Below are 25,768 nucleotides of genomic sequence, written 5' to 3'. Positions count from 1 at the left end.
GTGGATCAGTGTTCCCGTCATTGCAAAAAATGCTAATTTATAGTATTTTTTTATTATTGCTCTGGATTGCCGCATCGCTTTGCTCCTCGCAATGACGGTGCATGTATCCACGCAACCAATCTTCCACGAGAAGAACGTATTTATTAAGCGTATGGATTATCATGAAAAGCAATATGTTCACCTGATAATATAATTATCTTATCTCGGGTATTATTTATAAATACCTTATGATTAAGATCTGTTACTTTAACACTACTATGTAGTCCTAAGATTAATTCCGCAACATTGCCTAGGCTTTCAAACGTAACACGCTGATTAGCGCCAATTGTTATTTTATTGAGGGGATATGTTAATATTTGCTGTTCTACTTTCTTCGGTAAAAGTAATAGTTCTATATTTTGGATCTTTCATATTTTCCTCTTTGAATGAATTTTAAGTTATAAAATCATTACTACAATATGCCATATACTACTTCAATTAAAAATTTTTTAACCTAGCTCTTTACTCAATTTATAATTGCTATTATAGTGTATTTTTTAAATTTAAGCGGCTATGGTATTAAGATTATATTATTGTCTATTATGCCTTATTAGTAGAATTATCCTCTGATCAATATGAGCACTTTGTAAGTAGTACTGTAGAATACGGTATTACCGATAATCAAAATATTGGAGTACATTTTTTGTACAAAGAAGATAAATTTTTGAATGAAAAAAACATAAGCACGGATGCTTCTATTTACTATAAATTGAAGCTATTTGAAGATAAAGATTTTGTTATTGCGGCTCAGCCTAAAATTTTAATGAGTAAGCGTAAAAAACTTAAAGAAGATTTTTTAGGCGAGATATCTTTACTAATGGGAATGTCTAAAAATATCCGCCCTGTTATTATTTTTAATCACAATATATTTAGCTTTGGACATTCAATTAATATTGGTTCTAAGAAGATGTAATTTTTCTATTTGTGAAGGGATTAAATTTAAAAACGGCATAATGCTTACAAGTTTTACAAAATACCATACTCGGCAAAATTACGGTTATGTATATGATAGTTCAGTTTATGAGCAGTTAGGAATTGTAAAGATAATTAATTTTGGTAAAGAGAATAGAAACTTGTTAACTGCTCAAATCGGTCATTTTTGGGATCACAGTCTTTCAAATTAAGAAATATAAAATATCAGGTATAAATTTTCAGCATGGTTAGATGTATAAATGAAGGTATAATATTACAGATAATCAGAGATAAAAATTTATTAGGTAAAAAACAAGCTAATAGTTTAAAAGCTATGATCGAAGAAGCAATTATCGATAATGAGATAATGATTGATATATTATATGAAAATGGAATATTGCTGCTAATAAGCAATATTTCTTATATTAAAATTTATAATTATTCTTATATACAAGCCTATGTAGTGAATGGTTATTGTATATATGACGATGTTCATAGTAATACAATAACTGCTATAAATAGATCTAAAAATATTGTTTAGTAATAATAATATTTTTAGCTCTATAATGCTGATCAAGAAATATTATTTTTATAAATTATTAGAAAAAAATTTCGCCTATTTAACTAGTATCAAAGCAAAATATGCTCTTGAATTTAAAGTCGGGCCGATTATTGCTAAGAATATTAATTATACCAATAAAATAATAATATTTTTCGTCGTGTTTATAGCCACATTGATTTATCTGCCGGTTTTATTTCATGTTGTTAATAATATAAGCTATTGTTTGCAAAATATTTTAAAATCTCTGTTATGTATAAGGGTAGTAAGAGCATCGCCTTCGGTAAGGGTTGCATGGATTGAAAAGCGTATTCGGTGTCATACCGTGGTTTGACCACGGTATCCAGAAAATAATTAAAAATACTAATATTAGTATTTTTAACTGGATCCCGCGATCAAGTCGCGGGATGATAGAGGTGGAATCGCTTCACAAAACAAGTAGTACTAAAAATCATTCGGTGGAATCACAAATTTTTCAAAATGAGGAGAAAGCTTTACCGGTTTATACAGTTTTAGTACCGTTATAGAATTAAGTAAGTTAAGGTCAATAATTAAAAATATTTCATTAATTAATTATCCAAAAGATAAGCTAGGCGTTAAAATGATTATCGAAGATGACGATTATCTAATGATTAAAGAAATATATAATTTACCGTCTTATTTTCATGTTATATCTGTTCTGAAAAGTCTACCAAGAACTAAAAGCCGCAAGCCCTTAATTATGCTCTAGAATATTCACGTGGTGAGTATCTAGTAGTATATGATGCTGAAGATAAACCTGAACAGCTACTTAAAGCTCTAGCAATGTTTAAAAACTTACCTCTAGAATATTCTTGTCTTCAAGTTAAGCTTAATTTTTATAATAAAAATGAGAATATTTTAACCTATTCTCAAAAATGTTTAATATAGAATATAGTTTATGGTTTGAATATATCTTGAAAGGATTAAGTTTACTAAAACTTCCTACACCTCTTGGGGGTACTAGTAATCATTTTAAAACGGATATATTAAATAAGCTTGGCGGATGGGATTCTTATAATGTAACAGAAGATGCCGAGCTTGGTATAAGAATTTACTCACAGAACTATAAAGTAGCTATTCGTGATTCCTATACTCTAGAAGAGGTTCCGAATAGTTTAGGTAATTGGCTAAATCAAAGATCACATTGGATTCAAGGCTTTTTGAAACATTTTTGGTATTTAAAGCACAAAAAGATAAATGCCAAAAGTTTACTTTATTGCAAGTAATAACAATGTATGTGTTCCTTATCTACTTATAATTTTGGAGTTTACCCTTTATAATATTTTCTATTGTTATAAATAAAAATTCTATAATTAATTATTTATGGCTTATTAATAGTATTTTTTCGCTTTTATATCTATATGGTACAGCTCTGTATATATTAAAAAATTCTTTAAAAAGCGGAAAAGTAAAATTTCAGGATATAGTAGCTTTGAGCTTATGGGCTAGTTATTTTATATTACATACTGTAGCTTCATATAAAGCAGTATTTGAAATAATTTTCTGTCCTGTGAATTTGAAATGGAGTAAAACTAAACACGGCACTAGTTTAGAGGATTTTGAGAAAGAATAGACCTCTAATAAAAAAAATTTATTCTTGCCCCTTGAACTAACAAAAATAAAATATATATAGTATGTACATTTAAAGATTTAATAATTGGAGGTTAAAATGTCTTTTAAACCATTACATGATAGAATTGCAATAAAGCCTATCGAACAAGAAGAAAAAACTAAAGGTGGAATTATTATTCCGGATACTGTAAAAGAAAAGCCGATGCAAGGTGAAGTAGTAGCCGTAGGTAATGGTATTCGTAATCAAAAAGGCGAAATTCATCCTTTAGAGCTAAAAGTAGGCGATAAAGTTTTATACGGTAAATGGGCAGGTACCGAAATTGAAATTAAAGGCACAAAACTGATCGTTATGAAAGAAAGCGACGTATTTGGTATTATTAATTAATTATTTGTTTTTAAGGAGAAATTAAATATGGCAACAAAACTTATTAAACACGGCTCAAAAGCTCGTGAGCAAATGTTAGAAGGCATTGATATACTTGCAGATGCAGTAAAAGTTACTTTAGGTCCAAAAGGCAGAAATGTACTTATAGAGCAATCATTCGGTTCACCGAAAATTACAAAAGATGGTGTGACGGTTGCAAAATCGATCGAGTTAAAAGATAAAATTAGAAATGCGGGAGCTCAGCTATTAAAATCAGCTGCTACAAAAGCTGCAGAAGTAGCCGGTGATGGTACTACTACAGCTACGGTACTTGCTAGAGCTTTGGCTCGTGAGGGTAATAAGCTAGTAGCTGCCGGTTATAATCCTATGGATTTAAAGCGTGGTATGGATTTAGCGGTAAACGCAGTAGTAGAAGAAATTAAAAAATCCAGTAAAAAAATCAATAGCCAAGAGGAAATCGCACAAGTCGGTACTATCTCTTCAAACGGTGATAAGGAAATCGGTGAGAAAATTGCTAAGGCAATGGAGGAAGTCGGTAAAGAAGGCGTGATAACCGTTGAAGAAGCAAAGAATTTTAGCTTCGATGTTGAAGTAGTTAAAGGTATGATGTTTGATAGAGGTTATCTATCACCGTATTTTGTAACGAATTCCGAGAAAATGGTTGCTGAGCTTGAAAATCCTTTCATTTTACTATTTGAGAAAAAATTATCAAATTTACAACCGATGTTACCTATACTTGAGGCTGTAGTACAATCACAACGTCCGCTATTAATTATTGCTGAGGATGTTGAGGGCGAAGCTCTTGCAACGCTTGTAGTCAATAGATTACGTGGTGGTTTAAAAGTTGCGGCAGTAAAAGCTCCCGGTTTTGGCGATAGAAGAAAAGCAATGATGGAAGATATTGCTATCCTAACTAAAGGTGAGCTTATTACTGAAGATTTAGGTATGAAGCTTGAAAATGTGAGTATTAAGAGTCTAGGGACAGCAAAAAGAGTAACAATTTCTAAAGAAAATACCGTAATTGTTGACGGTAACGGTGATAAGAAAAATATTGAAGATAGAGTATTACAAATTAAATCTCAAATAGCTGAAACTACTTCTGATTATGATAAAGAAAAACTGCAAGAGCGTTTAGCTAAACTTTCCGGCGGTGTTGCCGTATTAAAGGTTGGCGGTGCTACGGAAGTTGAAGTGAAAGAGCGTAAAGATCGTGTTGAAGATGCACTTGCTGCTACAAGAGCGGCAGTTGAGGAAGGTGTTGTTGCCGGTGGCGGTGTAACATTACTTCATGCATCACAACCTTTAACAAAGCTTAAAGTAGAGAATAAGGATCAACAAGCTGGTATTGAAATAGTAATAGAAGCTTTAAAGGATCCGTTAAAACAGATTGTTGAAAATGCCGGTGAAAACGGTGGCGTAGTAGTTGGTAAATTACTAGAACATAAGGATAAAAATTATGGCTTTAATGCTCAAGATATGCAATATGTCGATATGATTAAAGCAGGAATTATTGATCCGGCTAAAGTAGTGCGTACTGCACTTCAAGATGCTGCTTCCGTTGCTTCGTTAATTATTACCACGGAAACTTTAATTGTTGACGAACCTTCTGATAAGGCAGAGCCAATGCCAATGCGTGGCGGTATGGGAGGCATGGGCGGTATGGATTTCTAAGTCTATATCTCTATAAGATAGGTTATGCAATAGATCTAATAAACCCGTTGTGTTGTATTGCTTGTTCCCCTCATTGTAAGGAGGCATTGTTGCGTGGACCGCAAAACCTGTTCAATGTCATATCATGGCTTAACCATGGTATCCAGAAAAAATACTAATAATATTAGCATTTTAAACTGGATTCTGCTACAAGCTCGCAGGATGACAATTGAGAAACTAGTCCACGCAGGCAATGCCCTGCTCCGCAATGACGATTTTAACAACGTGCTGTACAACACATTATTAAAAGTCGCAGTAGGACACAACTGATTTATGCAACAAATGGGTTTTAAAGCGATTCTTTGCTTAATGTGAAAATAAACTCTTTAATAAAACTCTTCCTAAAAAAATAAAATATAGAATTTCTTGTAATTATTTCAATAAATGACTGCAAATATTTTTTAATTCATTATAATAGCTCAACCTTTGGTATTTATCCTATGAGACTGTTAACAAAATAATTTTAAAGCTCATTAAATTCTTTTTAACTACAAATTATAAGATTTTTTTGAAATAGGGATATTTATTACTGTAAAAATCTCTTTAATTATCAATTAAAGTTATTTTGTTAACAGCCTTATATAGGATGATCAAAAGGTTTTAAGCGGTTTTACGCTTTAATTATTAAGAATAGATTTCTTGTTGTAGTTATAGGCAAGGTTAATCTATATTCGTTTAATTTAAAAAATTAGTAATAACAGTTTCTAGCTTTTGGTTGGTTAAACTATGCTAACTAAAATTAGTAAGGTTTTAGAAAATTACTATTCTTATTTTAAAAAAATCTTATAATTTATACAGTTAAGAAAGACTAAAATAAGATAATTTAAATTTTATATATAAAACTTAAAAAATTAGGTTCTAAAAGCAATCTAAAGGATAAAAGATAAAATAATAGGGTAGGGGGTAGTGCGAAGCTCGCCACAAGCTTAATTTTTCCTATTAATATCAACTAAAGCTGGGTTTTATTAATATTTACTAAAAATAGCAAATTAATTAGAAATATTAATAGAACTTCATTAAGTTTATTGCTTTAATTGGTGTTTAGTTATTCGTAAGTATAACTATTAGCTGAATTAGTATAAATTAAAGAGGGACATCTTCTTAGCGTTGGAAAAGAAGATAAGAGAGATTCTGTTAATTATACTAATGCAGAAATGTGACAATTTTCATCTGACAAAACATTTGATTGGAGAGATAGAAGCAAGCACCATCATGTTCATAAAGTAAAAGTCGGTGACAAGTTTGATATACATTGGGGTTATACCATGGCACATAAAACACGTGGTTATTATACATATGCGATCACTGATTATCCTAATGATTTTTCTCAAAGACTAACTTTTAATGAGCTTAAGACATTTTTTGAAAATATAAGCCAAGAAAAGCCATTTTGGAGCCATCCATTACCTGCTTATACTGATCACTCAATAATTCTTCTGGAAAGAGAAGAGCGGTTTCGCGTTCTTTTAGAGAGATGGATAGTCGCTGACCGGCATGGCATTTCATCAATAATGGGTTCTTGAATATGAAGCAAGTTTAGGCGGTGAAGGGCTGGACATGGACACCATCATCACGATGCTTAATTAAGCTTTAAAGCAACTTAGTAGCGCGTGGTTATGCGCTAAGCGACTCAAAGCTTTGTTGTGCGGATACCCAAGTCGTCATTGCAAGGAAAAATTAAAAATTTTGACAAAGCAATCTCGGACCAAAATCTTGAGATTGCCACGCTCCTTTCAGTTGCTCGCAGCAACAATGCTTAAATTCTTGCGTTACTATCTACTTAAAGCTTTTAGGCCTTCCTTTAAGCCGTCTTTTATAAATGAAATTTTAGCTTGTTTGCCGTCTGCGGTAATTAGTTCTATATAATTATCGTTTGATAAAATCATGTCTAGATCGTCTTTTGTAATAATAGCTAAAGCCTGACAGCCGTTTACTGTACAATTTACGTATTTTCCGGCTGCTATTCGTTTGTCACCGCTATTAATAACTGTACCTGCCGGAATTTGAACATTTGACGGGACTATTTCTATTATTTTTAATTCCTGTTTTTCTTGTTCCCCATTGAAATAACCTATGTGATAAATGGCTAATATTTCCTTTTCTTTATCTTTCTCTAGATTATTAATTTGTTGTGATAAGAAGCAAAGTTGTTTTTTCTCATTATTAAGAGTACAACTTAAAGTCCAAGCTCCGTACTTTTTTGGTGCTGTTGATGCGTTGACGTTTTCTATGCTATACAAAACAAAAGTGCCGGTTATTATAAATAATCCACTAAAAATAAAAGCAATTTTTTTTATACAATCTTTCATATAATTTTTAACCTTTTTAAAATATTTTCTTTTCCTAAAATTTCTGCAATCTCAAATACGCTAGGTGATGCAGTCATACCTGTTATTAAAGCTCTTACCGGTTTCATAATGTCATTCAGCTTTAAGTCGTTTGCTGCTGCTATTTCTTTAAATTTATTCTGTACGGATTCCTTATCAAACTGCTCAAGTTCGCTTAAGTTTTCTATAATTTGTTTGATTAAATTCTTATCGCAATTTTCTATAATTTCTTTTGAATCTTGGCTGTAGATGATAGGCGAATCTACTAGATAAATTTGAGCAAGGCGTGTTAGTTCTAGTAATGTTTCACTTCTAACTAACAAGCTTGGCATTGCTTGTTTGATATAGCCTATTTCCTGCTCACTAACCTTAAACTTTTTCGGCAACTCTACTGCTAGGGGTAATTTGTACGTCAATCCGGTACTCGCATCCTCACGTATGTCTATATACGCTGTGGTGCTGCGTTCCGTGTTTCCTCCAAATTCCTCCCTATAAGCGAGCTTCTGAAGAAGTTTATTATAATTTTGTTCCAATATCTCTACAATCTTTGAAGTTAAGCTATCATTGTCAAGCATTCTTAAGTAATGAGAGTTAAGGCTATTCATCTTAGCAAAATCAAGCTTAGCAGGTGATTTACCGAGTGAATCAAGATTAAACCAGTCTATAGCCTGAGTCATTGAGATAATTTCATCATCGCCGTGACTCCATCCAAGACGCAGTAAATAATTGCACAAACTTTCCGGTAAATACCCCATATCCTTATAAGCTTCAATGCCTAATGCTCCATGCCTTTTGGATAATTTTGCTCCGTCTGCTCCATGAATTAACGGTATATGAGTCATGCTCGGTACTGCATATCCGAAAGCCTGATAAATAGCGAGTTGCCTTGCTGCATTGGTTAAATGATCGTTACCTCTAATAATATGAGTTATACCCATATCATGATCGTCCACTACAACGGCTAGCATGTAAGTAGCAGTGCCGTCTGCTCTTAATAGTACCATATCGTCTATATGAGAGTTTTCAATTACTACCTCACCTTGTAAAGTGTCATGAATTGTTATGCTACCCTCTCTTGGAGTTTTTAGACGTATTACCGGCTTAATATCAGTAGGATAGATAGATGGATCTTTGTCACGCCACTCGCTATTAAAAATAAAATGCTGTTTATTTTCTAAAGCTTGTTGTCGCTGTCTTTCTATTTCTTCTTGGCGAGTAAAACAATAATATGCTTTACCGTTTTGCAGTAATTTTAGTGCAGCTTCTTTGTAAAGATTATTACGTTTAGACTGGAATATAACCTCACCGTTCCAATCAAGCCCTAGCCATTTTAGACCTGAGAATATAGCTTCTACCGCTTCTTTAGTTGACCTTTCTTTATCAGTGTCTTCAATGCGAAGCAAGAACTTACCGTTATGATGCCTTGCGAACAAATAATTAAAAAGGGCGGTTCTTGCCGAACCTATATGTAAAAACCCTGTCGGTGACGGAGCAAATCTAGTAATTACGTTATTATTCATTTATTATCTTTTTTAAATATATACTAAGAACTGTGTCATACCGTGGCTTGCCACGGTATCCAGAAAACAACTAAACATACTAATATTATTAGTATGTTTAACTGGATCCCGCGATCAAGTTGGCTGTGTTGTATGGATCAGTTTTTGCGTCATTGCGAGGAAAGTGCATAGCAATTGACGAAGCAATCCAGTAAAAAATGCTCAAAGTTAGCATTTTTTTATTATTTTTCTGGATTGTCACGCTCCTTACAGTCGCTCGCAATGACGATTCGGTATTCATGTCACAAGGCTGATCAAGTTAGCTAGGATAACACATACTCTTTCTCCCCAAACACATAAAATAATTTACATCTATATCATCGCTTAATTTCCACTCATTTTTAGCCAGATCATATACCAAGCCTTTCAGCTCTTGAATTTCAATTTTGGTATCCGTAAGCATTTCGTAAATTTCCAACGGTTTTAGGAATTTGCTATAATCATGAGTGTTTTTTGGTACCCAACCTAAAATATATTCGGCAACTATTATTCCAAGTATATAAGCTTTTTTAGTACGGTTAATCGTAGAAATTATTGCCATACCGTTTGGCTTAATATGCTTCACCAAATTTAGTATAAATTGCTGTACGTTTGCTACGTGTTCAATAACCTCAAGACAAATTACCACATCATATAGCTTGTCACTTTCTAATTCTTCTATAGTAGATTGTAAATAATTTATCTTTACGCCGTTTGCCTTAGCATAAGCAGTTGCCGTTTCAATATTACTTTGCAGTGCATCAATGGCTGTAACGTTAAAACCTTGAGCCGCTAAAGGCGTTGCAATTAACCCTCCACCGCAACCGACGTCTAATATTTCTAATTTAGAAATATCGTTAGACATCTTTTCAAACTCTACTTCTAGAGGTAATTTGTGTATCAATCTGCTGCTTGCATCCTCACGTACCAAAGCGTACGCTGCAGTGCTGTGCTGCATGTTTCCTACAAATTCCTCTCTATAAGCGAGTTTGGAAAGGTGTCTATTGTAATGCGTAGTTATTTTCTCTATTATATATTCAAGGCGAATAGGGTTTATTCGGTGTAAGATGCCGAATTCTCCGTCCTTATTCCACCAATTATGAGAAATTTTCTCAAATTTTTCTAATTCTTTTTTATCGATTGAAGACATAGTCTATGATTCTTTCCAATGTTATCCCGTGGCTTGACCACGGGCTCCATAAGTACAGCCTAAGAACTTTAGTGGATCCCGTGGTCAAGCCACGGGATAACAAGAGGCCATACAACAAACATATATAATATACTCAGATGACTTTAATAATACTAGCCTTAATTTTAATTAGCTGCATATTTGCCCCGCTTGGCTGCATTGCCCTATGGAAGAGATATATTTATTTCGGTGACGGGCTTGCTCATAGTAGTTTTTTAGTGGCTAGTATAAGTATTATAGCACATGTTCCATTAATATATTCAGGCATAATAGTTGCAATTCTTTTTTCGTTTTTTGTGTTTATTTTTAAAAATAATTCTGAAAAAAACGCAGTTATTAATTTGATTTCTAGCTTTATGCTAGCTGTTGCTTTAGTTATTAATTATTTTACTTCTTTGCAGAATAATATAGTGAATTTGTTGTTTGGGGATATTTTATCCGTATCTTTTAATGATTTGATGATACTTGCAATAGTGCTCATAACTATTATAGGCTTTATAGTATATTTTTATAATCAAATTCTTCTTATCATTATCAATAGAGATATTGCCGTCATAAAAGGCTTAAAGGTTAATATTATTGAGCTAATATTTTTACTTCTTCTCTCATTATCGGTATTTTCTGCTATAAAGATTGTCGGAGTACTTATGGTAACTGCTATTTTACTTATTCCTGCAATGATTGCACGGTTTGTAGCATATAGCCCCTCCCAGATGATTATAATATCAATTCTTATATCTTTATTTATTAATTTTTGTGCTGCATTTAGCTCTTTCTACTTTGATTTACCTTTAACTCCATTGTTTATTATATTAGGTACGTTTATTTATGGTTTGTTGTATTTAAAGCGATTATTATGAACCAAAATGCATTTACTGAATATGTCAAAGAATTGTTAGAACCAATATGGTTCAGTAGTCGTTCGTGTAATGTTTGGTGGGTATGGTATATATAAGGGTGGTGTTATGATAGGAATTATTAAGAGCAATGAATTATATTTTAAGTTAGACCTAAACACTTATGAATATTTTCAATCTTTCGGTTCTGAGTCATTTGTATATCAAAGTAAAGGTAAACTTGTAACTCTATAATATTGGAAAGTGTTACCTGAAATTATGGAGGATCAAGAGTTATTAGGTAAGTGGTTTAAATTAGTTTTGAATGTTGCTATTAAATAGTCAAAAGAAAAAATAAATGTCGTCCTGTGGTTTGACCAGCGTTGTTGTGTGTGGCATTTTTTTCCGTCATTGCGAGAAGACGCCATAGGCGTCGACAAAGAAATCTCATGCACGATTCCTGAGATTGCCACGCTCCTTGCAGTCGCGCGCAATGACGTTAAAATCTATCCACGTTTTTCATAATCTCAAGATAATCAATTTTGCCGTTTGTAAGTAGAGGTATTTCTGAATCGGTAATAATTACTTTCGGTAAATGTAGTAAAGGAATTTGAGCTTTAGATACAGCATCTGCAAAGTTCTCTCTATTTATATTGGAACCGGTAGTAAGTAAAATAATCTTGTCTTCGTGCGTTTTATCGGGAATAGAAATAGCAGCGTGCAAGGAATCAGGATCAATTTCGCTTGCAAGTTCTTCAATTTTTGTAAGAGATATCATTTCCCCTGCTATTTTAGCAAAGTGTTTTAAACGTCCTAGAGTTGTTATATATCCTTCAGAATCAATTTTGACTATATCGCCTGTGTCGTACCATTCTTTATAAGTACGGTGACCTTCTAAGTCCAAGTAACCAAGCATTATGTTAGGACCCTTAATGAATAAACGTCCCCCTTCATTTATTCCCTCTACTTTCTCAAGCTTATAATCAATTTTCGGTAATAATCTTCCTACCGTGCCTGCTTTATTATGCATAGGGGTATTGCAAGCTATAATAGGTGAGGCTTCTGTAATCCCATATCCTTCAAAAATACGTATGCCATACTTATTAAGCCACAATTGTCGTGTAGATTCTTTTAATTTCTCGCTACCGGCAAATATATAGCGTAATGAGTAAAAATCATATGGGTGAGCGTAATTAGCATAACCGTTTAAAAAAGTATCGGTAGAAATTAATATAGTTGCTCCAATATCGTATATAACTTCAGGAATGCTACGATAATTTAGTGGAGAAGGATATAGAAACAGCTTAATACCGTTTAAAGTTGTAATAATTGCACCACTAAGACCAAAACAATGAAATAGCGGTAACGCATTAAATACTATATCTTCAGGGCTAAAAGGTACTTTAGCAGTTATTTGATATCTATTAGTTTGTAAATTTCTGTGAGATAATAATACGGCTTTAGGTTTACCTTCAGTACCCGAAGTAAAAATTATCACTGCCGGTTTTTCGTCATCACGATTACGACAAAAATAATTGTAATAAGTTTGGGCACAATAACTGCCTATTTTTGCTTTTAGTTTTAGGGCTGTACCAATCTGATTTTTAAAATCTTCTAAATATATTATTTTAATACCGAAATCTAATAAGTTAGTTATTAATTCATATAAATTTGCTTTCTCAATAAATTGTTTTGAAGTGTAAACTACTTTAATTTGTGCAAGTTTACAGGAGTTAATAACAGTACTTATGCCGCTGCTCCAGTTAATTATAGCAGGCACATAACCGCTAGATTGCATAGCGTAAAAAGTAATTAACGTATCCGTGGTATTAGGCAACATTAAGCCTAAATTTCTGCCAAAGATATTATTCTTTTTGATTAAATCACCTAGGATAAAAGATTTTAATATTAAATCTCGATAAGTAACCGCATTATTTTCAAAATCATCAACTATTTTTTTCTTAAATCCATGAATTTTAGCAGCTTCTATAAGAGATGAGAATACAGTATTTTGATAGTCTGAACTTTCAAACATCATGTCAGCCATGATATCATAAAGAGTCCTAGATATATAACTGCGTCGTTCTTGATTGCTTGTAGCATCCATATTAGCGAATTTTACCGGCGGTAAAATGGTTATAGTAATTTTAGGAAATATTTTTCTTTTTAATATGTTTTTTAATTTTGATAAATGAGTAAATTGAGTACCGTCTATTCTAACCGGTAAGACGGTAGCACCGGCTTTATCGGCAATCATTCCCGGTCCTTCGTATATTTTCATTAAAGAGCCGGTAACGCTTATTCTACCTTCAGGGAAAATTGCTACTTTCTGATCCTTTTGTACTTCTTTTACTAAAGTCTTTATTGCCATTGGGTTACTTGGATCAACCGGCAAAGTTCTTGCCATACGTAAAAACGGTTTAATCCACCATATTTTTTGTATATCGGGACTAATTGCAAAAGTCATTTCTTCTCGTAAGTAAGTAGCAATTAGCGGCGGATCTAGATATGAAATATGGTTAGCGACCACTACTACTTTTTTACCTGCTTTTTGAAAATTTTCAAATCCTTTAACTTCAACCTTATACATAAGATCAAAACAGATTTGGAATATTCTTCGCAATAGCTTAAATGGAATAATTTTAACTTCAGGTATTAAACGGTAAATATGTATAGTAACGATTATATTAGCTAGGCTAATAAATAATATAATCCAGGGTATAGTGAAATTTAGGTAAAATAATAAAGATAGAATTATTGTGGATCCCACCATGAAAATGGAATTGATAAGATTGTTAACGGCAATAATTCGACTACGATGAGCAGGGTTTGCGTAATGCTGTAATATCGCAAAAAGCGGAACGATATATAATCCGCCTATTGCCGCTAAGAACAATAAATCTATAACTATGCGCCAATTATGTCTTTTCGATAAAAATACTAAAATACTTTTTAGCTGAGTAGGTTCGTAGTTAACTGAGCTAATTCTACTTGCAAAGAATAAATCAATACCGAAAATACTAATGCCTAGGGCTGAAATAAATAGATATTTAACGGTAATCTCATCTTCAAATATTTTGCTACATAAAAACGAACCGACCCCAACACCAAGCGAGAAAACCGCTAAAAATAAATTAGCAACATTCTCATCAGCTTTAAAAGTTATCTTAGCAAGTAAAGGTATTTGAGAAATTATAGCAGCTCCGATAAACCAAAACCATGAAATGCCAAGTATAGCTAAATATATCTGTTTTTTTGCTTTGGCATATTTAATCATATTTATGCTTTCATCTATAATATTAAAATTTATTTTAATATCACGATTTACGTTTTTCGATTTTGGGGAAAAAAGGCTTGTAATAAAGCCAAGAAAAGCTATGGTAATTAAGGAATAAATTATAAAATTATTGCTGATTGTATAATAGCTGCCGATTATAGTACCGATAAAAATACCGATAAAAGTTCCGGCTTCAACAAAGCCGTTAGCTCCAAGTAGTTCGTCTTTATTTAGGTGATCAGGTAATACGCTATATTTGATTGGACCGAAAAAAGTAGAATGCATACCCATTAAGCAAATAGAACAAAACAGGATTAACAGATTATTATGATGAAATCCGTAAATTGCAAAGGCAATTATACCGATTTCACAAATCTTAATAATTTTAATAAGATTTGCACGCTCGTATTTATCAGCAATTTGTCCTGCTATGCTTGCGAATATTATAAAAGGTAATACAAAAGTAGCATTAGCAATTAAAACAAGTAGATTATTATATTGACTTAAAGCTCCTGAAATACCATAAGTGATAAGGATTACCAGAGCATTTTTTAATATATTATCATTAAGACAACCGCATAACTGCACTATAAAATTCGGTAAAAATCGTCTATCTTTGAAAAGATATAATTTGTTTGTGTCCATGATATAAAATATTTTAAATGCCAATTTTATTGGGGGACTCTTATGTCATTCCCATGAAAACAGGCATCCAGTAAAAAATATAAATACAGTAAGTTTTTAAAACTAAAAACTCGATTTATCTCGCTTTACCCTGGATTCCCGCCTATGCGGGAATGACATAAGCGAGCTATGCAACAAAACCTAAACGCCCCAAATATTAGCAATTTATATTAATATGTCAAATGTGGTGCTTATTTACTTTCTGTTTCTAAGCATCTTGATTTTATTAATTCATCTACAAGAGAAATGTTTTCGTCCGTAGAATCAGTGTAATTTTTGACTATTGTTTGTAATGCAGATAAAGCTTGGCTTGTAGTATCTTTCGTTTTAACTTTCTTTCTTCTTTGTAAATTCTTTTTTAAGGCAGTTGATAAATTATCAAATTTAGCCGGTGATTTGGCTTTTTTCGGTACTTCTTTGATATAGTTGGTAGATGACATAAATAATTATCTTTTCACATTAGCATTATTATATTATATTATAGATATTTTGGAAAATAAAACTATAAATAATCTATGAATCAAAGTAATATAATCTCTCCTGAGTTACTGGATGAGAGAAGAAATATTGCAAGGCAAGGGGGCGGTGAAGCTAGGATCAACGCACAACATCAAAAAGGTAAGTTAACTGCACGAGAGCGCATAGAAGTATTATTAGATCCGAATAGCTTTACCGAAACAGGTATGTTTGTATCCCATAGATGCGATAATTTTGGGATGCAGGATAAAAAGTTTTTAGGTGACGGCGTTGTAACGGGACACGGTACGATAAACGGTAGGTTGGTATTTATTTATAGCCAAGATTTTACCGTACTCGGCGGTTCTCTCGGCGAATATCATGCTAAGAAAATCTGTGATATTATCGATCAAGCTATAGAAACCGGTGCTCCCGTAATCGGTATTAACGACTCAGGGGGAGCAAGAATTCAAGAAGGGGTTGATGCTCTGGCCGGATACGGTGAATTATTTCAGCGTAATGTTTTAGCGTCGGGTGTCATCCCTCAAATTACCCTAATTATGGGCCCTTGTGCAGGTGGTGCGGTATATTCTCCTGCCTTAACCGATTTTATATTTATGGTTAAGAATAGTTCTTATATGTTCGTAACTGGTCCCGATGTAGTAAAAACCGTTACGGGTGAAGAAGTAAGCCAAGAAAAACTCGGCGGTGCTAGGATGCATACCACTAAAAGCGGCGTTGCCGATCTTGCATTTAACAATGATATAGAAGCATTGCTTGAAATTCGTAAATTCTTTAATTTCCTTCCGTCATCCAATCGTAGTCCTCTTCCTGTTCGTTCGACTGTTGATCCTGCCGATAGAGTTGATATGTCTCTTAGCACGTTAATACCTAACACTCCTAATAAGCCTTATGATATGAAAGAGCTTGTTGAGCGTATCGTTGATGAGGGAGAATTTTTTGAACTACAACCTGATTTTGCTAAGAATATCATTATTGGCTTTGGTTATATGGAAGGTTATCCGGTAGGATTTGTGGCTAATCAGCCTTTGCATTTAGCAGGATGTTTAGATATAAACGCCTCAAGAAAAGCAGCAAGATTTGTTAGATTTTGTGATGCTTTCAATATTCCTATAGTCAGTCTTGTTGATGTGCCTGGATTTCTGCCTGGTACATCCCAAGAGCATGACGGTATTATTAAACACGGGGCTAAACTGTTATACGCTTATGCGGAAGCTACAGTGCCGAAGATTACTGTAATTACCCGTAAGGCTTATGGAGGTGCTTATATAGTTATGAACTCCAAGCATCTTAGAGGCGATATAAACTATGCTTGGTTTAATTCGGAAATCGCTGTTATGGGGGCAGAGGGAGCAGCTGAGATAATATTTAAGGAAGAATGTAAAAATCCTGAAGCTAAAAAACAAAAAATCGATGAATATAGGAAAGTAGTAACTTCGCCTTTTGTTGCGGCATCTAGGGGATATTTGGATGATATTATAAGACCGCAAAATACCAGATGGCGAATATGTAAGGCGTTAAATTTCCTGCGTACTAAAAAAGTAGAACTGCCTTGGAAGAAGCATGATAATTTGCCGCTTTAGCTGTCATCCCGTGGCGTGACCATGGGATCTCAGAATACAGTCTGTGACACAAGACCCCGTGGTCAAGCCACGGGGTGACATTAGGATATAAAAAACTATGAATAAACCGTTATTTGATAAAATTTTAATTGCTAATCGTAGCGAGATCGCCGTTAGGATAATACGTACCTTAAAAAAGATGGGGATAAAGTCGGTTGCAGTATATTCTGAAGCAGATACAAACTCAATGTATGTGCAGCATGCAGATGAGGCTTATTATATAGGTGATTCCCCTGCAACGGAAAGTTATTTATCTATTAAAAATATTATTTCGGCGATTCGTGAAAGTGGCGCAAGTGCAGTACATCCAGGTTACGGTTTTTTATCAGAAAATCCAAATTTTGCCAATATTCTTAAAAGAGAAGGTGTTGTTTTAATAGGACCGAGTGCTGGAACTATTAAAAAAATGGGCGATAAAATCGAAGCAAAAAAGATAGCGATAGAAGCCGGAGTTAGCACCGTGCCAGGTTATATGGGCACTATAAACGATGTTAAACAAGCTATAGATATTGCTAAAGAGATTGGTTTTCCGGTAATAGTAAAAGCGGCTGCCGGCGGCGGTGGGCGTGGTATGAGAGTAGTGAATAATCCCGCTGAAATGGCCAATGCTTTTGAGTCGGCAAAGCTTGAAGCAGCCAATAGTTTTAGTGACGATAGATTATTTATTGAGAAGTTAATTCAAACTCCCCGTCATATCGAAGTTCAGCTGATTGCCGATCAATACGGCAATAGTGTATGTCTCGGAGAGCGGGAATGTTCAATACAGCGTCACCATCAAAAAGTAATCGAAGAAGCACCAAGTTCTTTTATTACTGAAGATATAAGGCAAGAAATGTATCGGCAGGTAATATCCTTATCTCAAAAAGTGGGATATTATTCGGCCGGTACCGTTGAGTTTATAGTAGATAGCAATAAAAATTTCTATTTTTTAGAGATGAATACTAGGTTGCAAGTCGAGCATCCTGTTACTGAGCTAATTACCGGTATAGATATCGTTGAAGAGATGATACAAATCGCAGCCGGCGAGAAATTATCATTTACACAAGATGACGTAAAATTAAAAGGTTGGGCATTTGAATCACGAATTTGTGCCGAAAACCCAAGCCGAGGTTTCTTACCTTCTAGCGGTAGAATTATAGCTTATTCCGAACCTGCAAAGAGTCCTAATATCCGTATAGATACAGGGATTGGGCTTGGCGGCGAAGTAAGTATGTTTTATGACTCAATGATTGCAAAATTATGTACTTACGGTGAAACAAGAGAGCAGGCAATTGAGCTAATGCATTCTGCTTTGAGTTCTTATATAATTAACGGTATTGCTCATAATATCAGTTTCTTAGAAGCGGTAATGCTACATCCACGCTTTGTGAGCGGCGATATTTCTACTGCCTTTATTCAAGAAGAATATCCTGACGGTTTTTCCGGAGCTAGTCTAACTTCAGAAGTAACTACCGTATTTTTAGCAACGGCTATTTTTATTTATATATCGGAGCAAAGACGTGCTTCTTTAATTTCCGGCAATATTAACAATCAGGCTAACAAAATAGGTACAAGGTGGGTAGTAACTATCGATGATAAACTATTTCCCGTATTAATTACACCTGTTGAAAACGGCTATAATATACGTCACGAAAGCGATAGAATATATATTCGTAGTAACTGGAATTTAGGTAATGAACTTTTTACGGCTATAATTAACGGTAAAAAGACAAATGTGAAAATTGAGAATATCAGAACCGGTTATTTATTATCGCATGCCGGTATTAGCGTAAAAGCCTTTGTACGCTCTCCTCGTATCTCAGAACTTGAAGCGTTGATGGTTTCAAAAGTAGTGGTGGAAGAAAGCTCCGAACTACAAGCTCCTCTAAGCGGTCAGATTGCTGCAATAAAGGTGAAAGCAGGGCAGGAAGTGACGGCAGGACAAGAAATTATGATTTTAACTGCTATGAAAATGGAAAACCTGATTCTTGCCGAAAGAGATGGAAAAATAGCTAAAATTTTTGTTAATGAAAAGGATAATGTTATAAGAGGGCAGGTATTATTAGAATTTGCTTGATATATTAGATTCTGTAAAGGATAATGCCATTATTTATATTTTCAGATATTTTTTAGCGAAAATTAATAAGATGTTTGCAGTAATAGTTGTTCCTATTTCAAAACAATCTTATAATTTGCAGCAAAGAAGAGCAAAAATAGATTAATTTAATTTTCCTTCACAGAACCTAATATATTGTCTTTCGCTATAATTCGCTACTATAGTAAACTCAGCTCCATTTTATGACAAGCGTAAGGGTAGAGCCTATATATTAATAGGCAAGACAACGAACAACGAAGTACAAAATGGAGGCTATATTCATTTATTTAGAATTAATTAAGTCAAAATTTTTCTCAATAACTGAAATATTTGAGCTAGCAAATAGATAATGATTTTTGTTGACCTTATTATATGCCTCTACAGCTTCTGTAAATTCTTCTTGATTAAAGTAACGCTCTCCTAAATAATATTGTGTTTCTTGATAATAATTAGAGCTTTTGTGTATTTTACTATACATGTCTATAGCTTCTTTATAATTTCTCATTCCTAAAATAATTATTTCCTTCCGTAAGATTTGGATGAGCCATGGTTCCTCCGTATTTTAATTAGATTTTTTTATAAAAAAGTATATATTACCATGAAATATGATTCTCATGTTTCGTGGTAATATATATGTATCTAATAAATGTGTAAGAGGTTTTGTCGTCATTGTGAGAAAAATTATAAGTTTTGATTAAGCAATCTAGTTGAAAAATACTAATATTATTAGTATTTTTAACTAGACCCCATGGACAAGCCACAGGGTAACAATTAGGCAACTGGTCCACGCAACAACGTCTATGCAGGAATGACATAAGAGCAGGCAATGAAGCAATCTTATCGTAGGAATGACATTATTAAAGCTCAGAATCAAATATTTTTATATCACCGCCTAAAGACGTTTCTTCATCAAGTCCCTCAAGGGCAAAAGTGCGAAATATACCTGATTTAGAAGGAGTATGTGCTAACCTAGAGCCTGTGTTAGGTTTTTCAGTTTCAACCTTAAAATCAGAAACATAGCCCTAGTCTTCTACTACAGTATTTGTATTTGTTGGAATTTTCTTCCCGCTAGAATAATCTTCTAACAGTGCTTTAATTTCTGCGAAATTTTGTAAATCTTTAGATAGTTGTTTTTTGAATTTAGAAAATTGTTGCTTTATTTGTTCTGATGATAAATTCTTATATCCGTCATAATGTGATGATATACGTGTTTTTCATATCGTCTCTAATATGTATTGGTGGTTAGGATTATTAGCTTTTTCACACAATGTAGAAATCTCAGTGATTTGAGTGAGTTGACACGATACATCGCTATGTAAGTTATCTTTTTCCCATCCTTTAACATTATAGTTACCGTGTTTAAGTAAATATTTTACTATTGTGACCTGCCCATACTCTGATGCAAGCATTAAAGGTGATACATCTGTATTGCTGTTAATCGTTACCCCTGCATCTAATAATGTTTTTACCGCATTTAAATTACCGTATATTATTGCTACTTCTAGAGCTACATCTAGATTAGCATTTTTAGATAAAAGATACTTTGCAATTTCTTTTCTATTTGTTAAATTTGCGGTACTTAATGGTGTGTTAAACGATATTCAGTATTAATATCAAAACCGTATATTTCAACAAATTTTTTAATTACTTCAAGCTTATTTTCGTTTATTGCTTTAAAAAAGCTTTGCTTATGAAGATCGTTTACATTTTGACCACCTTGTGCTGCTTCTTCTAAGGTTGTATTTAAATAAGTTGCTCCTTTTATTAAAAGATCACATTTAATGTCTATTTTGTAAGGTTCGTCCAAACCGGCAGTAACATTTAGTGTATTAGAACCATAATGACTAAAATTTACATTCACTCCTTTTTCTTCTACAAAATACTTTACTAAAATTAAACTTTTATTGTGTATTGCTTGTATTAGGCTGGGATTAGGTTCAAACTTAAGATGATTAAGTAAATATTCAGCTTGTGCATTATTGTTTTTAAGTGCAAATTCTAATGCTTTGTATTTATTTTACACCTTGCGATATAAGGTCTTCCATGAGATTTATTTTATTTAAATTCGGATCACCTAAGCTAGCTATAATATTTAATGCTGTCCCGTCTTGAGGATGAAACGCATCAAAATATTGTTTTAAATACCCTAGAGTTATTACATTTTCTGTTTTAGTAGTTCCGGCTTAGTAGTTCTTTTAATTTGAGAACCTCCTGGAGCTGTGGAGGAGTTGTGCATGATAATTTACCTTAAATTAATTTATAGCGTGCGTGCTATAGATTAATCTAAGTAAATTATCAACATCTTAATTGATAGTAAAATAATTTACGATTTCTTAACTTTAAGTTGTATTTGATGGTTCTCTAATTCTACTTTACTTATATAATCAGGCGTGAAATTTTTAGCAAACTCGCCTAAAGTTTGTTCTTTAATAAAGTCTCCATAATTATCAATTATCTTAGATAAATTAAACTCGCTTATTATCTCAATTAAAATCCTGTCAGTGATAGAGAAATCGGCATCTTTTCGAGCCTGTTGTATAAAGCGTACAATGTCCCTTGCGTATCCTTCTTCTATTAACTCAGGTGTTAGCTCTAAATCAAGTATTAACAAGCTACTATTATTCTCAAAACTTGCTGCTCCTTTGATATGTGAATACGGCTCTAAAACTAGCTTATATTCGTCACTATTTAAGGTTGCACCGCATATAGCTAAACCGCCTGTGATAGCTTCCCACTCACCTTTTTTAGAAGCGGCTATAATCTCCTTCATTTTATGCGGCAAACGTTTACCAAGCATTGGGAAATTAATCGATAGTTTTTTGCTTGCGTAATTCTCTAGATCGTCACGATAAATTACCGCCTTAACATTAATTTCATCTTTAATTAAATCTTCAAAATCTTTGAGGTTGTTATTATGTTTACTGATAATAGCTATGCTAGCAAGTGGCTGCCTTACCCTGATATTTTCAGTGCTTCGGATAAATAGGCTATTACTGCAAATATCAAGCACGTTATCCATAGTAGCCACCAGCTCGTGATTTATTTCAAAGTCTGAGAGAGTAGGGTAGTTGCAGAGATGTACGCTAATCGCGTCATTGCGAGGCACTGAAAGTGCCATGGCAATCTTATGAGATACTCCTGAAATTGCTTTGTCAAGACTTGTGTCTTTCCTCGCAATGACGTTTGATTTTCCTGAGAGTGCCGTGTCGTTATGCTCCTCACAATGACGTAATCCCTTATATATCGCTTCCGAAATAATAGGCACTAGTGCCGACATCGCAATAGCCATGGTGTCTAAACATGAATATAGAGTATTATAAGCATTTTGCTTATCTGTATCTTTTTCGCTTTTCCAAAATCTAGCTCGGCTTCGTCTTATATACCAGTTATTCAAAACTTCAAAAAATTCTGAAACTGCATGATAAGCTGTTTGCGTATCGAAATTATCTAAGCTCTCTTCAATTTTTTGTACGGCTATTTTAAGCTTAGATAATATATAAACATCAAGTACGTTTTTAGAGCTAAAATTAAGCTTGCCTTTAAGCGAATCGGCATTAGCATACATCGTAAAGAAATGGTAAGCATTCCATATAGGTTTGATAAATAGACGAAGCGTATCAAATACCATTTTGCCGTCTTTATCAATTAATAGTTCCTGACCTTTAACAACGTTTGAAGATAACATCGTAACTCTTAAAGCGTCAGAGCCGTATTTATCAAATAGCTCCAGCGGATCGGCGTAGTTATTAAGACGCTTTGAAAGTTTTTGACCTGTAGAGTCTAAAATTACGCCGTGGCATATACAATTTAAAAACGGTGGGCGATCAAATAAAGCGGTAGATAGCACCATTAAAGTATAAAACCATCCGCGTGTTTGAGCTGAATACTCAACTATAAAATCAGCCGGAAAATGATCCTCAAACCACTCTTTATTTTTAAAAGGGTAATGGGCTTGCCCATATGGCATTGAACCGCTTTCAAACCAGCAATCAAACACGTCTTCTATTCTACGCATTGTTGATTTACCGGTTGGATCGTCGGGATTTGGTCTTGTCAGTTCATCGATAAACGGACGATGTAAATCAGTAACTTTAACACCAAAATCTTTCTCTAATTCCTCTATAGAGCCGTAAACGTCTATGCGTGGATAGTTTGGATCATCGGACTTCCATACAGGCAGCGGCGTTCCCCAGAATCTATTACGGCTTATCGACCAATCACGGGCATTTTCAAGCCACTTACCAAATAAATTATCTTTAACATGGAAAGGTATCCAGTTAATTTGCTGATTTAACTCTACCATTCTATCTTTAAATTGCGTAACCTTTACGTACCATGACGGAACAGCCTTATATATAAGAGGCGTATCTGTTCGCCAGCAATGAGGATAATTATGAATATACTGCTCGGTTTTTAGCCAATTTCCTTGCTCTTTCAGTTTGATTATTATTTTGTCATTTGCATCAAATACTTGTAAGCCCTCTAAATCAGGAATTTCTTTAGTGAATTTACCGCTATTATCAACAGGACAAACAAGCTCAATACCTTTCGATTCACAAAGTATTTGGTCATCTTCACCAAAGCCTGGAGCCATATGTACGACTCCTGTGCCGTCACCCTCAACCACGAAATCGCCTGCAAATATCTTGAAGCTGTTTGGATGATTCTCGAAATAGTCGAATAAAGATTTATAGTTCAATCCTTGAAGTTCTGAGCCTTTAATTATCTCAAAATTTTCTTCACCGCTAAGTCCTAATTCTTTAGCATATTTAGAGACGGAATAGGCAGCTATTATATAACAAACATCATTTTTAGGGACTAATGCATAATCTATATCACTACCGACTGCTAAGGCTAAATTTGACGGCAATGTCCAAGGTGTTGTCGTCCAAGCGAGTATACGGTATTCTTTAAAAGATCCTGTGGTCGTAGCCACGGGATGAGATAGTACAAAACTCACCGTTACAGCTTTATCGGCTCGCTCACGATAAGAATTATCAAGTCTTGTTTCAAAATTAGAAAGCGGTGTTTCGCATGCCCAAGAATAAGGCATTACCCGCATAGATTCATACAATAACCCCTTATTATATAACTCCTTAAATGCCCAAAGTACGGATTCCATAAAATTCTTATCCATCGTTTTATAAGAATTTTTAAAATCCACCCATCTTGCTTGACGAGTTACATATTCTTCCCAATCATTAGCATATTTCATTACCGAAGCTCTGCAATGTGCATTAAACTTCTCTATACCAAAATTAGCTATTGCAAGACGTCCTGAAATGCCAAGTTCTTTCTCTGATTGCATTTCAGCAGGAAGACCGTGACAGTCCCAACCAAAGCGACGCTCGACTTTCTTACCTTTTACGGTTTGGTATCTAGCATATACGTCTTTCATAAAGCCGGTAAGCAAATGACCGTAATGCGGCAAACCGTTTGCAAAAGGCGGGCCGTCATAAAAAATAAATTCTGACTCTCCGTTCCTATCATCAATAGATTTTTGGAATATATTATTGTCTTGCCAAAATTTTAGTATCTCTCGCTCTAAGCCTGCAAAATCAGCATTCGAGCTAACTTCAGGATAATATTTAGTATTTGTCATTATTTTAGAAATTATTTTTAAAAATATCTTCATTATATGCAAGAGAGGTCATAATACAAGAATTTTTAAGGTATTTAAGAAAGTAATAAGGTGTATTACAGAAAGATGATATAGAAATTTTGTCTAACTCAATTCATTTCACTATTAGTTACTACCTATCGTTTCAGCTTCATAAGCCGGATAATATTTGTGCTTCGTATCCTAAATACTGCCACTCTTCATTTAAATATTTAAACATTACTTCAACTCTAGTATATTTTGTTAAATTGCTAAGGCACTGTGCTTTAGCATCACTTTTCTACTTTATTACTTAAATTTAGTAGGAGCTTTTGTTTTTGCTCTAAATTAATAGTTTTCATAAGAGCTAGCAAATCACAGATTTTAAATATTAAATTCTTTATTGTTATCTTTATACTATTATATCTTCATTATATTTCACTTCGTTAAATTTTTTCACTTGAATCTCTTCCTCTATCAGTGCTTTTTTATAAATTGGCTCATAGCCCTTAATTTGCCTTATACATACGTTATAATTTATAGTTGGATATGTAAATTGGTTTTGCTAAAGAAATATCATCATAAGTTTTTAATTTTTTCCTAGGTGGATAAGTATATATTGTATTGGCTTCGGCTCGATTTGTTTAGTTTCTTCCATAAGCTCTTTTTCTAAATATTGTTGTTCTTTGGTATAGGCGATTTCTTTTAAACCTACATATTTCTTTTCTGTTTTATAAGAATAATATTTGTCATCATTTATCTTCTCTTGAATCTCTAAATTATTCAGAGAACAGTATCTTTAGTGTTTTTGAATTTTCACCGAAATAACTTATAGGGATAACTTGATTATTAACTAATGTTCTATCATGTTCTTTATTAGAACATTCTTTTTTAAATTGAGTTTTCATATTATGTGAATTAGCGAATCAAAACAATATTGCAACTTA

At 33.6% G+C, this 25,768-nt stretch carries 19 protein-coding genes and 4 pseudogenes; 11 read left to right on the top strand and 12 right to left on the bottom strand.

Annotated features, from left to right (window positions below; all coding sequences use genetic code 11):
• Positions 1 to 682 precede the first annotated feature (682 nt).
• The 7 genes and pseudogenes from RSA_RS04840 to RSA_RS04815 all read left to right on the top strand — a co-directional run bounded on the left by RSA_RS04840 (position 683) and on the right by RSA_RS04815 (position 6,721).
• Positions 683 to 1,163, top strand: a pseudogene (locus tag RSA_RS04840) (hypothetical protein).
• Between the two features lie 32 nt (positions 1,164 to 1,195).
• The gene (locus RSA_RS09055; RefSeq protein WP_196792861.1) at positions 1,196 to 1,492 is read left to right on the top strand and encodes a hypothetical protein; all 297 of its coding nucleotides are present in this window, start codon (positions 1,196 to 1,198) and stop codon (positions 1,490 to 1,492) included.
• Between the two features lie 308 nt (positions 1,493 to 1,800).
• Positions 1,801 to 2,037, top strand: coding sequence for a hypothetical protein (locus RSA_RS09645; RefSeq protein WP_155813335.1), 237 nt, complete (start codon positions 1,801 to 1,803; stop codon positions 2,035 to 2,037).
• A gap of 369 nt (positions 2,038 to 2,406) precedes the next feature.
• A complete protein-coding gene (locus tag RSA_RS09640) occupies positions 2,407 to 2,757 on the top strand; it encodes a glycosyltransferase family 2 protein (RefSeq protein WP_041472355.1) in 351 nt (116 codons plus the stop codon).
• 443 nt (positions 2,758 to 3,200) lie between these two features.
• Positions 3,201 to 3,488 (top strand): co-chaperone GroES, encoded by a 288-nt coding sequence (locus RSA_RS04825; protein ID WP_012151121.1) that lies wholly within the window; start codon positions 3,201 to 3,203, stop codon positions 3,486 to 3,488.
• Positions 3,489 to 3,515: 27 nt separating this feature from the next.
• Positions 3,516 to 5,159: a chaperonin GroEL gene (gene groL, locus RSA_RS04820; protein ID WP_012151120.1), complete on the top strand. Its 1,644-nt coding sequence runs from the start codon at positions 3,516 to 3,518 to the stop codon at positions 5,157 to 5,159.
• Between the two features lie 1,286 nt (positions 5,160 to 6,445).
• On the top strand, positions 6,446 to 6,721 hold the full coding sequence (locus RSA_RS04815) for a lytic polysaccharide monooxygenase (RefSeq protein ID WP_231284270.1): 276 nt from the start codon (positions 6,446 to 6,448) through the stop codon (positions 6,719 to 6,721).
• A gap of 249 nt (positions 6,722 to 6,970) precedes the next feature.
• Here the strand turns inward: RSA_RS04815 and RSA_RS04810 are convergent, their stop codons facing one another.
• From RSA_RS04810 to ubiG, 3 genes are all read right to left on the bottom strand, one after another.
• Positions 6,971 to 7,507 (bottom strand): invasion associated locus B family protein, encoded by a 537-nt coding sequence (locus tag RSA_RS04810; RefSeq protein ID WP_014364906.1) that lies wholly within the window; start codon positions 7,505 to 7,507, stop codon positions 6,971 to 6,973.
• On the bottom strand, positions 7,504 to 9,045 hold the full coding sequence (gene gltX, locus RSA_RS04805) for a glutamate--tRNA ligase (protein WP_014364905.1): 1,542 nt from the start codon (positions 9,043 to 9,045) through the stop codon (positions 7,504 to 7,506). The genes RSA_RS04810 and gltX overlap by 4 nt, the downstream gene beginning before the upstream one ends.
• Before the next feature lie 298 nt (positions 9,046 to 9,343).
• The gene (ubiG, locus tag RSA_RS04800) at positions 9,344 to 10,213 is read right to left on the bottom strand and encodes a bifunctional 2-polyprenyl-6-hydroxyphenol methylase/3-demethylubiquinol 3-O-methyltransferase UbiG (RefSeq protein WP_014364904.1); all 870 of its coding nucleotides are present in this window, start codon (positions 10,211 to 10,213) and stop codon (positions 9,344 to 9,346) included.
• Between the two features lie 137 nt (positions 10,214 to 10,350).
• Here ubiG and RSA_RS04795 point away from each other — a divergent pair, with 137 nt between their 5' ends.
• Complete coding sequence (locus RSA_RS04795) at positions 10,351 to 11,112, top strand: metal ABC transporter permease (protein WP_004997884.1); 762 nt, start codon at positions 10,351 to 10,353, stop codon at positions 11,110 to 11,112.
• Positions 11,109 to 11,446: pseudogene (locus RSA_RS10315) on the top strand (TfoX/Sxy family protein). Before RSA_RS04795 ends, RSA_RS10315 begins: the two are co-directional and overlap by 4 nt.
• Before the next feature lie 141 nt (positions 11,447 to 11,587).
• On the opposite strand, the gene RSA_RS04785 reads toward RSA_RS10315, so the two are convergent.
• Positions 11,588 to 15,010, bottom strand: a complete 3,423-nt coding sequence (locus RSA_RS04785) for an acyl-[ACP]--phospholipid O-acyltransferase (protein WP_014364902.1) — start codon at positions 15,008 to 15,010, stop codon at positions 11,588 to 11,590.
• Between the two features lie 230 nt (positions 15,011 to 15,240).
• On the bottom strand, positions 15,241 to 15,489 hold the full coding sequence (locus tag RSA_RS04780; RefSeq protein WP_012151113.1) for a hypothetical protein: 249 nt from the start codon (positions 15,487 to 15,489) through the stop codon (positions 15,241 to 15,243).
• 75 nt (positions 15,490 to 15,564) lie between these two features.
• Between RSA_RS04780 and RSA_RS04775 the strand changes: the two genes are divergently transcribed.
• Together RSA_RS04775 and RSA_RS04770 are read left to right on the top strand one after the other, a co-directional pair.
• Complete coding sequence (locus RSA_RS04775; RefSeq protein ID WP_004997890.1) at positions 15,565 to 17,109, top strand: acyl-CoA carboxylase subunit beta; 1,545 nt, start codon at positions 15,565 to 15,567, stop codon at positions 17,107 to 17,109.
• Between the two features lie 97 nt (positions 17,110 to 17,206).
• Positions 17,207 to 19,204, top strand: a complete 1,998-nt coding sequence (locus tag RSA_RS04770) for an acetyl-CoA carboxylase biotin carboxylase subunit (protein ID WP_014364901.1) — start codon at positions 17,207 to 17,209, stop codon at positions 19,202 to 19,204.
• 301 nt (positions 19,205 to 19,505) lie between these two features.
• Here RSA_RS04770 and RSA_RS04765 read toward each other — a convergent pair whose 3' ends face one another.
• The 7 genes and pseudogenes from RSA_RS04765 to RSA_RS10045 all read right to left on the bottom strand — a co-directional run bounded on the left by RSA_RS04765 (position 19,506) and on the right by RSA_RS10045 (position 25,729).
• Complete coding sequence (locus RSA_RS04765; RefSeq protein WP_014364899.1) at positions 19,506 to 19,727, bottom strand: tetratricopeptide repeat protein; 222 nt, start codon at positions 19,725 to 19,727, stop codon at positions 19,506 to 19,508.
• 709 nt (positions 19,728 to 20,436) lie between these two features.
• Complete coding sequence (locus RSA_RS04760; RefSeq protein ID WP_080508227.1) at positions 20,437 to 20,712, bottom strand: ankyrin repeat domain-containing protein; 276 nt, start codon at positions 20,710 to 20,712, stop codon at positions 20,437 to 20,439.
• A pseudogene (locus RSA_RS10310) lies at positions 20,710 to 20,823 on the bottom strand (ankyrin repeat domain-containing protein); the annotation flags it as partial. The pseudogene RSA_RS10310 and the gene RSA_RS04760, both read right to left, overlap by 3 nt.
• A complete protein-coding gene (locus RSA_RS04755) occupies positions 20,802 to 21,083 on the bottom strand; it encodes a hypothetical protein (RefSeq protein ID WP_014364898.1) in 282 nt (93 codons plus the stop codon). The pseudogene RSA_RS10310 and the gene RSA_RS04755, both read right to left, overlap by 22 nt.
• Before the next feature lie 151 nt (positions 21,084 to 21,234).
• Positions 21,235 to 21,458 (bottom strand): annotated as a pseudogene (locus RSA_RS10305) (hypothetical protein).
• An 87-nt stretch (positions 21,459 to 21,545) separates the two neighbouring features.
• Complete coding sequence (gene ileS / locus RSA_RS04750) at positions 21,546 to 24,824, bottom strand: isoleucine--tRNA ligase (RefSeq protein ID WP_014364897.1); 3,279 nt, start codon at positions 24,822 to 24,824, stop codon at positions 21,546 to 21,548.
• A 776-nt stretch (positions 24,825 to 25,600) separates the two neighbouring features.
• Complete coding sequence (locus RSA_RS10045) at positions 25,601 to 25,729, bottom strand: hypothetical protein (RefSeq protein ID WP_014362393.1); 129 nt, start codon at positions 25,727 to 25,729, stop codon at positions 25,601 to 25,603.
• Positions 25,730 to 25,768 lie beyond the last annotated feature (39 nt).

Origin of the sequence: Rickettsia philipii str. 364D, assembly GCF_000283995.1 — a bacterium.
GTDB lineage: Bacteria > Pseudomonadota > Alphaproteobacteria > Rickettsiales > Rickettsiaceae > Rickettsia > Rickettsia rickettsii.
Note: the sequence above shows the minus strand (reverse complement) of the source record. Positions and strands in the feature narration are given on the sequence as shown.

Bases quoted from the DNA above. Each gene is read 5' to 3' on its own strand.
- RSA_RS10045 (WP_014362393.1), bottom strand. From the start codon at position 25,729: ATGAAAACTCAATTTAAAAAAGAATGTTCTAATAAAGAACATGATAGA.
- groL (WP_012151120.1), top strand. From the start codon at position 3,516: ATGGCAACAAAACTTATTAAACACGGCTCAAAAGCTCGTGAGCAAATG.
- ubiG (WP_014364904.1), bottom strand. From the start codon at position 10,213: ATGTCTTCAATCGATAAAAAAGAATTAGAAAAATTTGAGAAAATTTCT.
- RSA_RS04785 (WP_014364902.1), bottom strand. From the start codon at position 15,010: ATGGACACAAACAAATTATATCTTTTCAAAGATAGACGATTTTTACCG.
- RSA_RS04825 (WP_012151121.1), top strand. From the start codon at position 3,201: ATGTCTTTTAAACCATTACATGATAGAATTGCAATAAAGCCTATCGAA.
- RSA_RS04775 (WP_004997890.1), top strand. From the start codon at position 15,565: ATGAATCAAAGTAATATAATCTCTCCTGAGTTACTGGATGAGAGAAGA.
- RSA_RS09055 (WP_196792861.1), top strand. From the start codon at position 1,196: ATGGTTAGATGTATAAATGAAGGTATAATATTACAGATAATCAGAGAT.
- gltX (WP_014364905.1), bottom strand. From the start codon at position 9,045: ATGAATAATAACGTAATTACTAGATTTGCTCCGTCACCGACAGGGTTT.
- ileS (WP_014364897.1), bottom strand. From the start codon at position 24,824: ATGACAAATACTAAATATTATCCTGAAGTTAGCTCGAATGCTGATTTT.
- RSA_RS04770 (WP_014364901.1), top strand. From the start codon at position 17,207: ATGAATAAACCGTTATTTGATAAAATTTTAATTGCTAATCGTAGCGAG.
- RSA_RS04780 (WP_012151113.1), bottom strand. From the start codon at position 15,489: ATGTCATCTACCAACTATATCAAAGAAGTACCGAAAAAAGCCAAATCA.
- RSA_RS09640 (WP_041472355.1), top strand. From the start codon at position 2,407: ATGTTTAATATAGAATATAGTTTATGGTTTGAATATATCTTGAAAGGA.
- RSA_RS04765 (WP_014364899.1), bottom strand. From the start codon at position 19,727: ATGAGAAATTATAAAGAAGCTATAGACATGTATAGTAAAATACACAAA.
- RSA_RS04810 (WP_014364906.1), bottom strand. From the start codon at position 7,507: ATGAAAGATTGTATAAAAAAAATTGCTTTTATTTTTAGTGGATTATTT.
- RSA_RS04795 (WP_004997884.1), top strand. From the start codon at position 10,351: ATGACTTTAATAATACTAGCCTTAATTTTAATTAGCTGCATATTTGCC.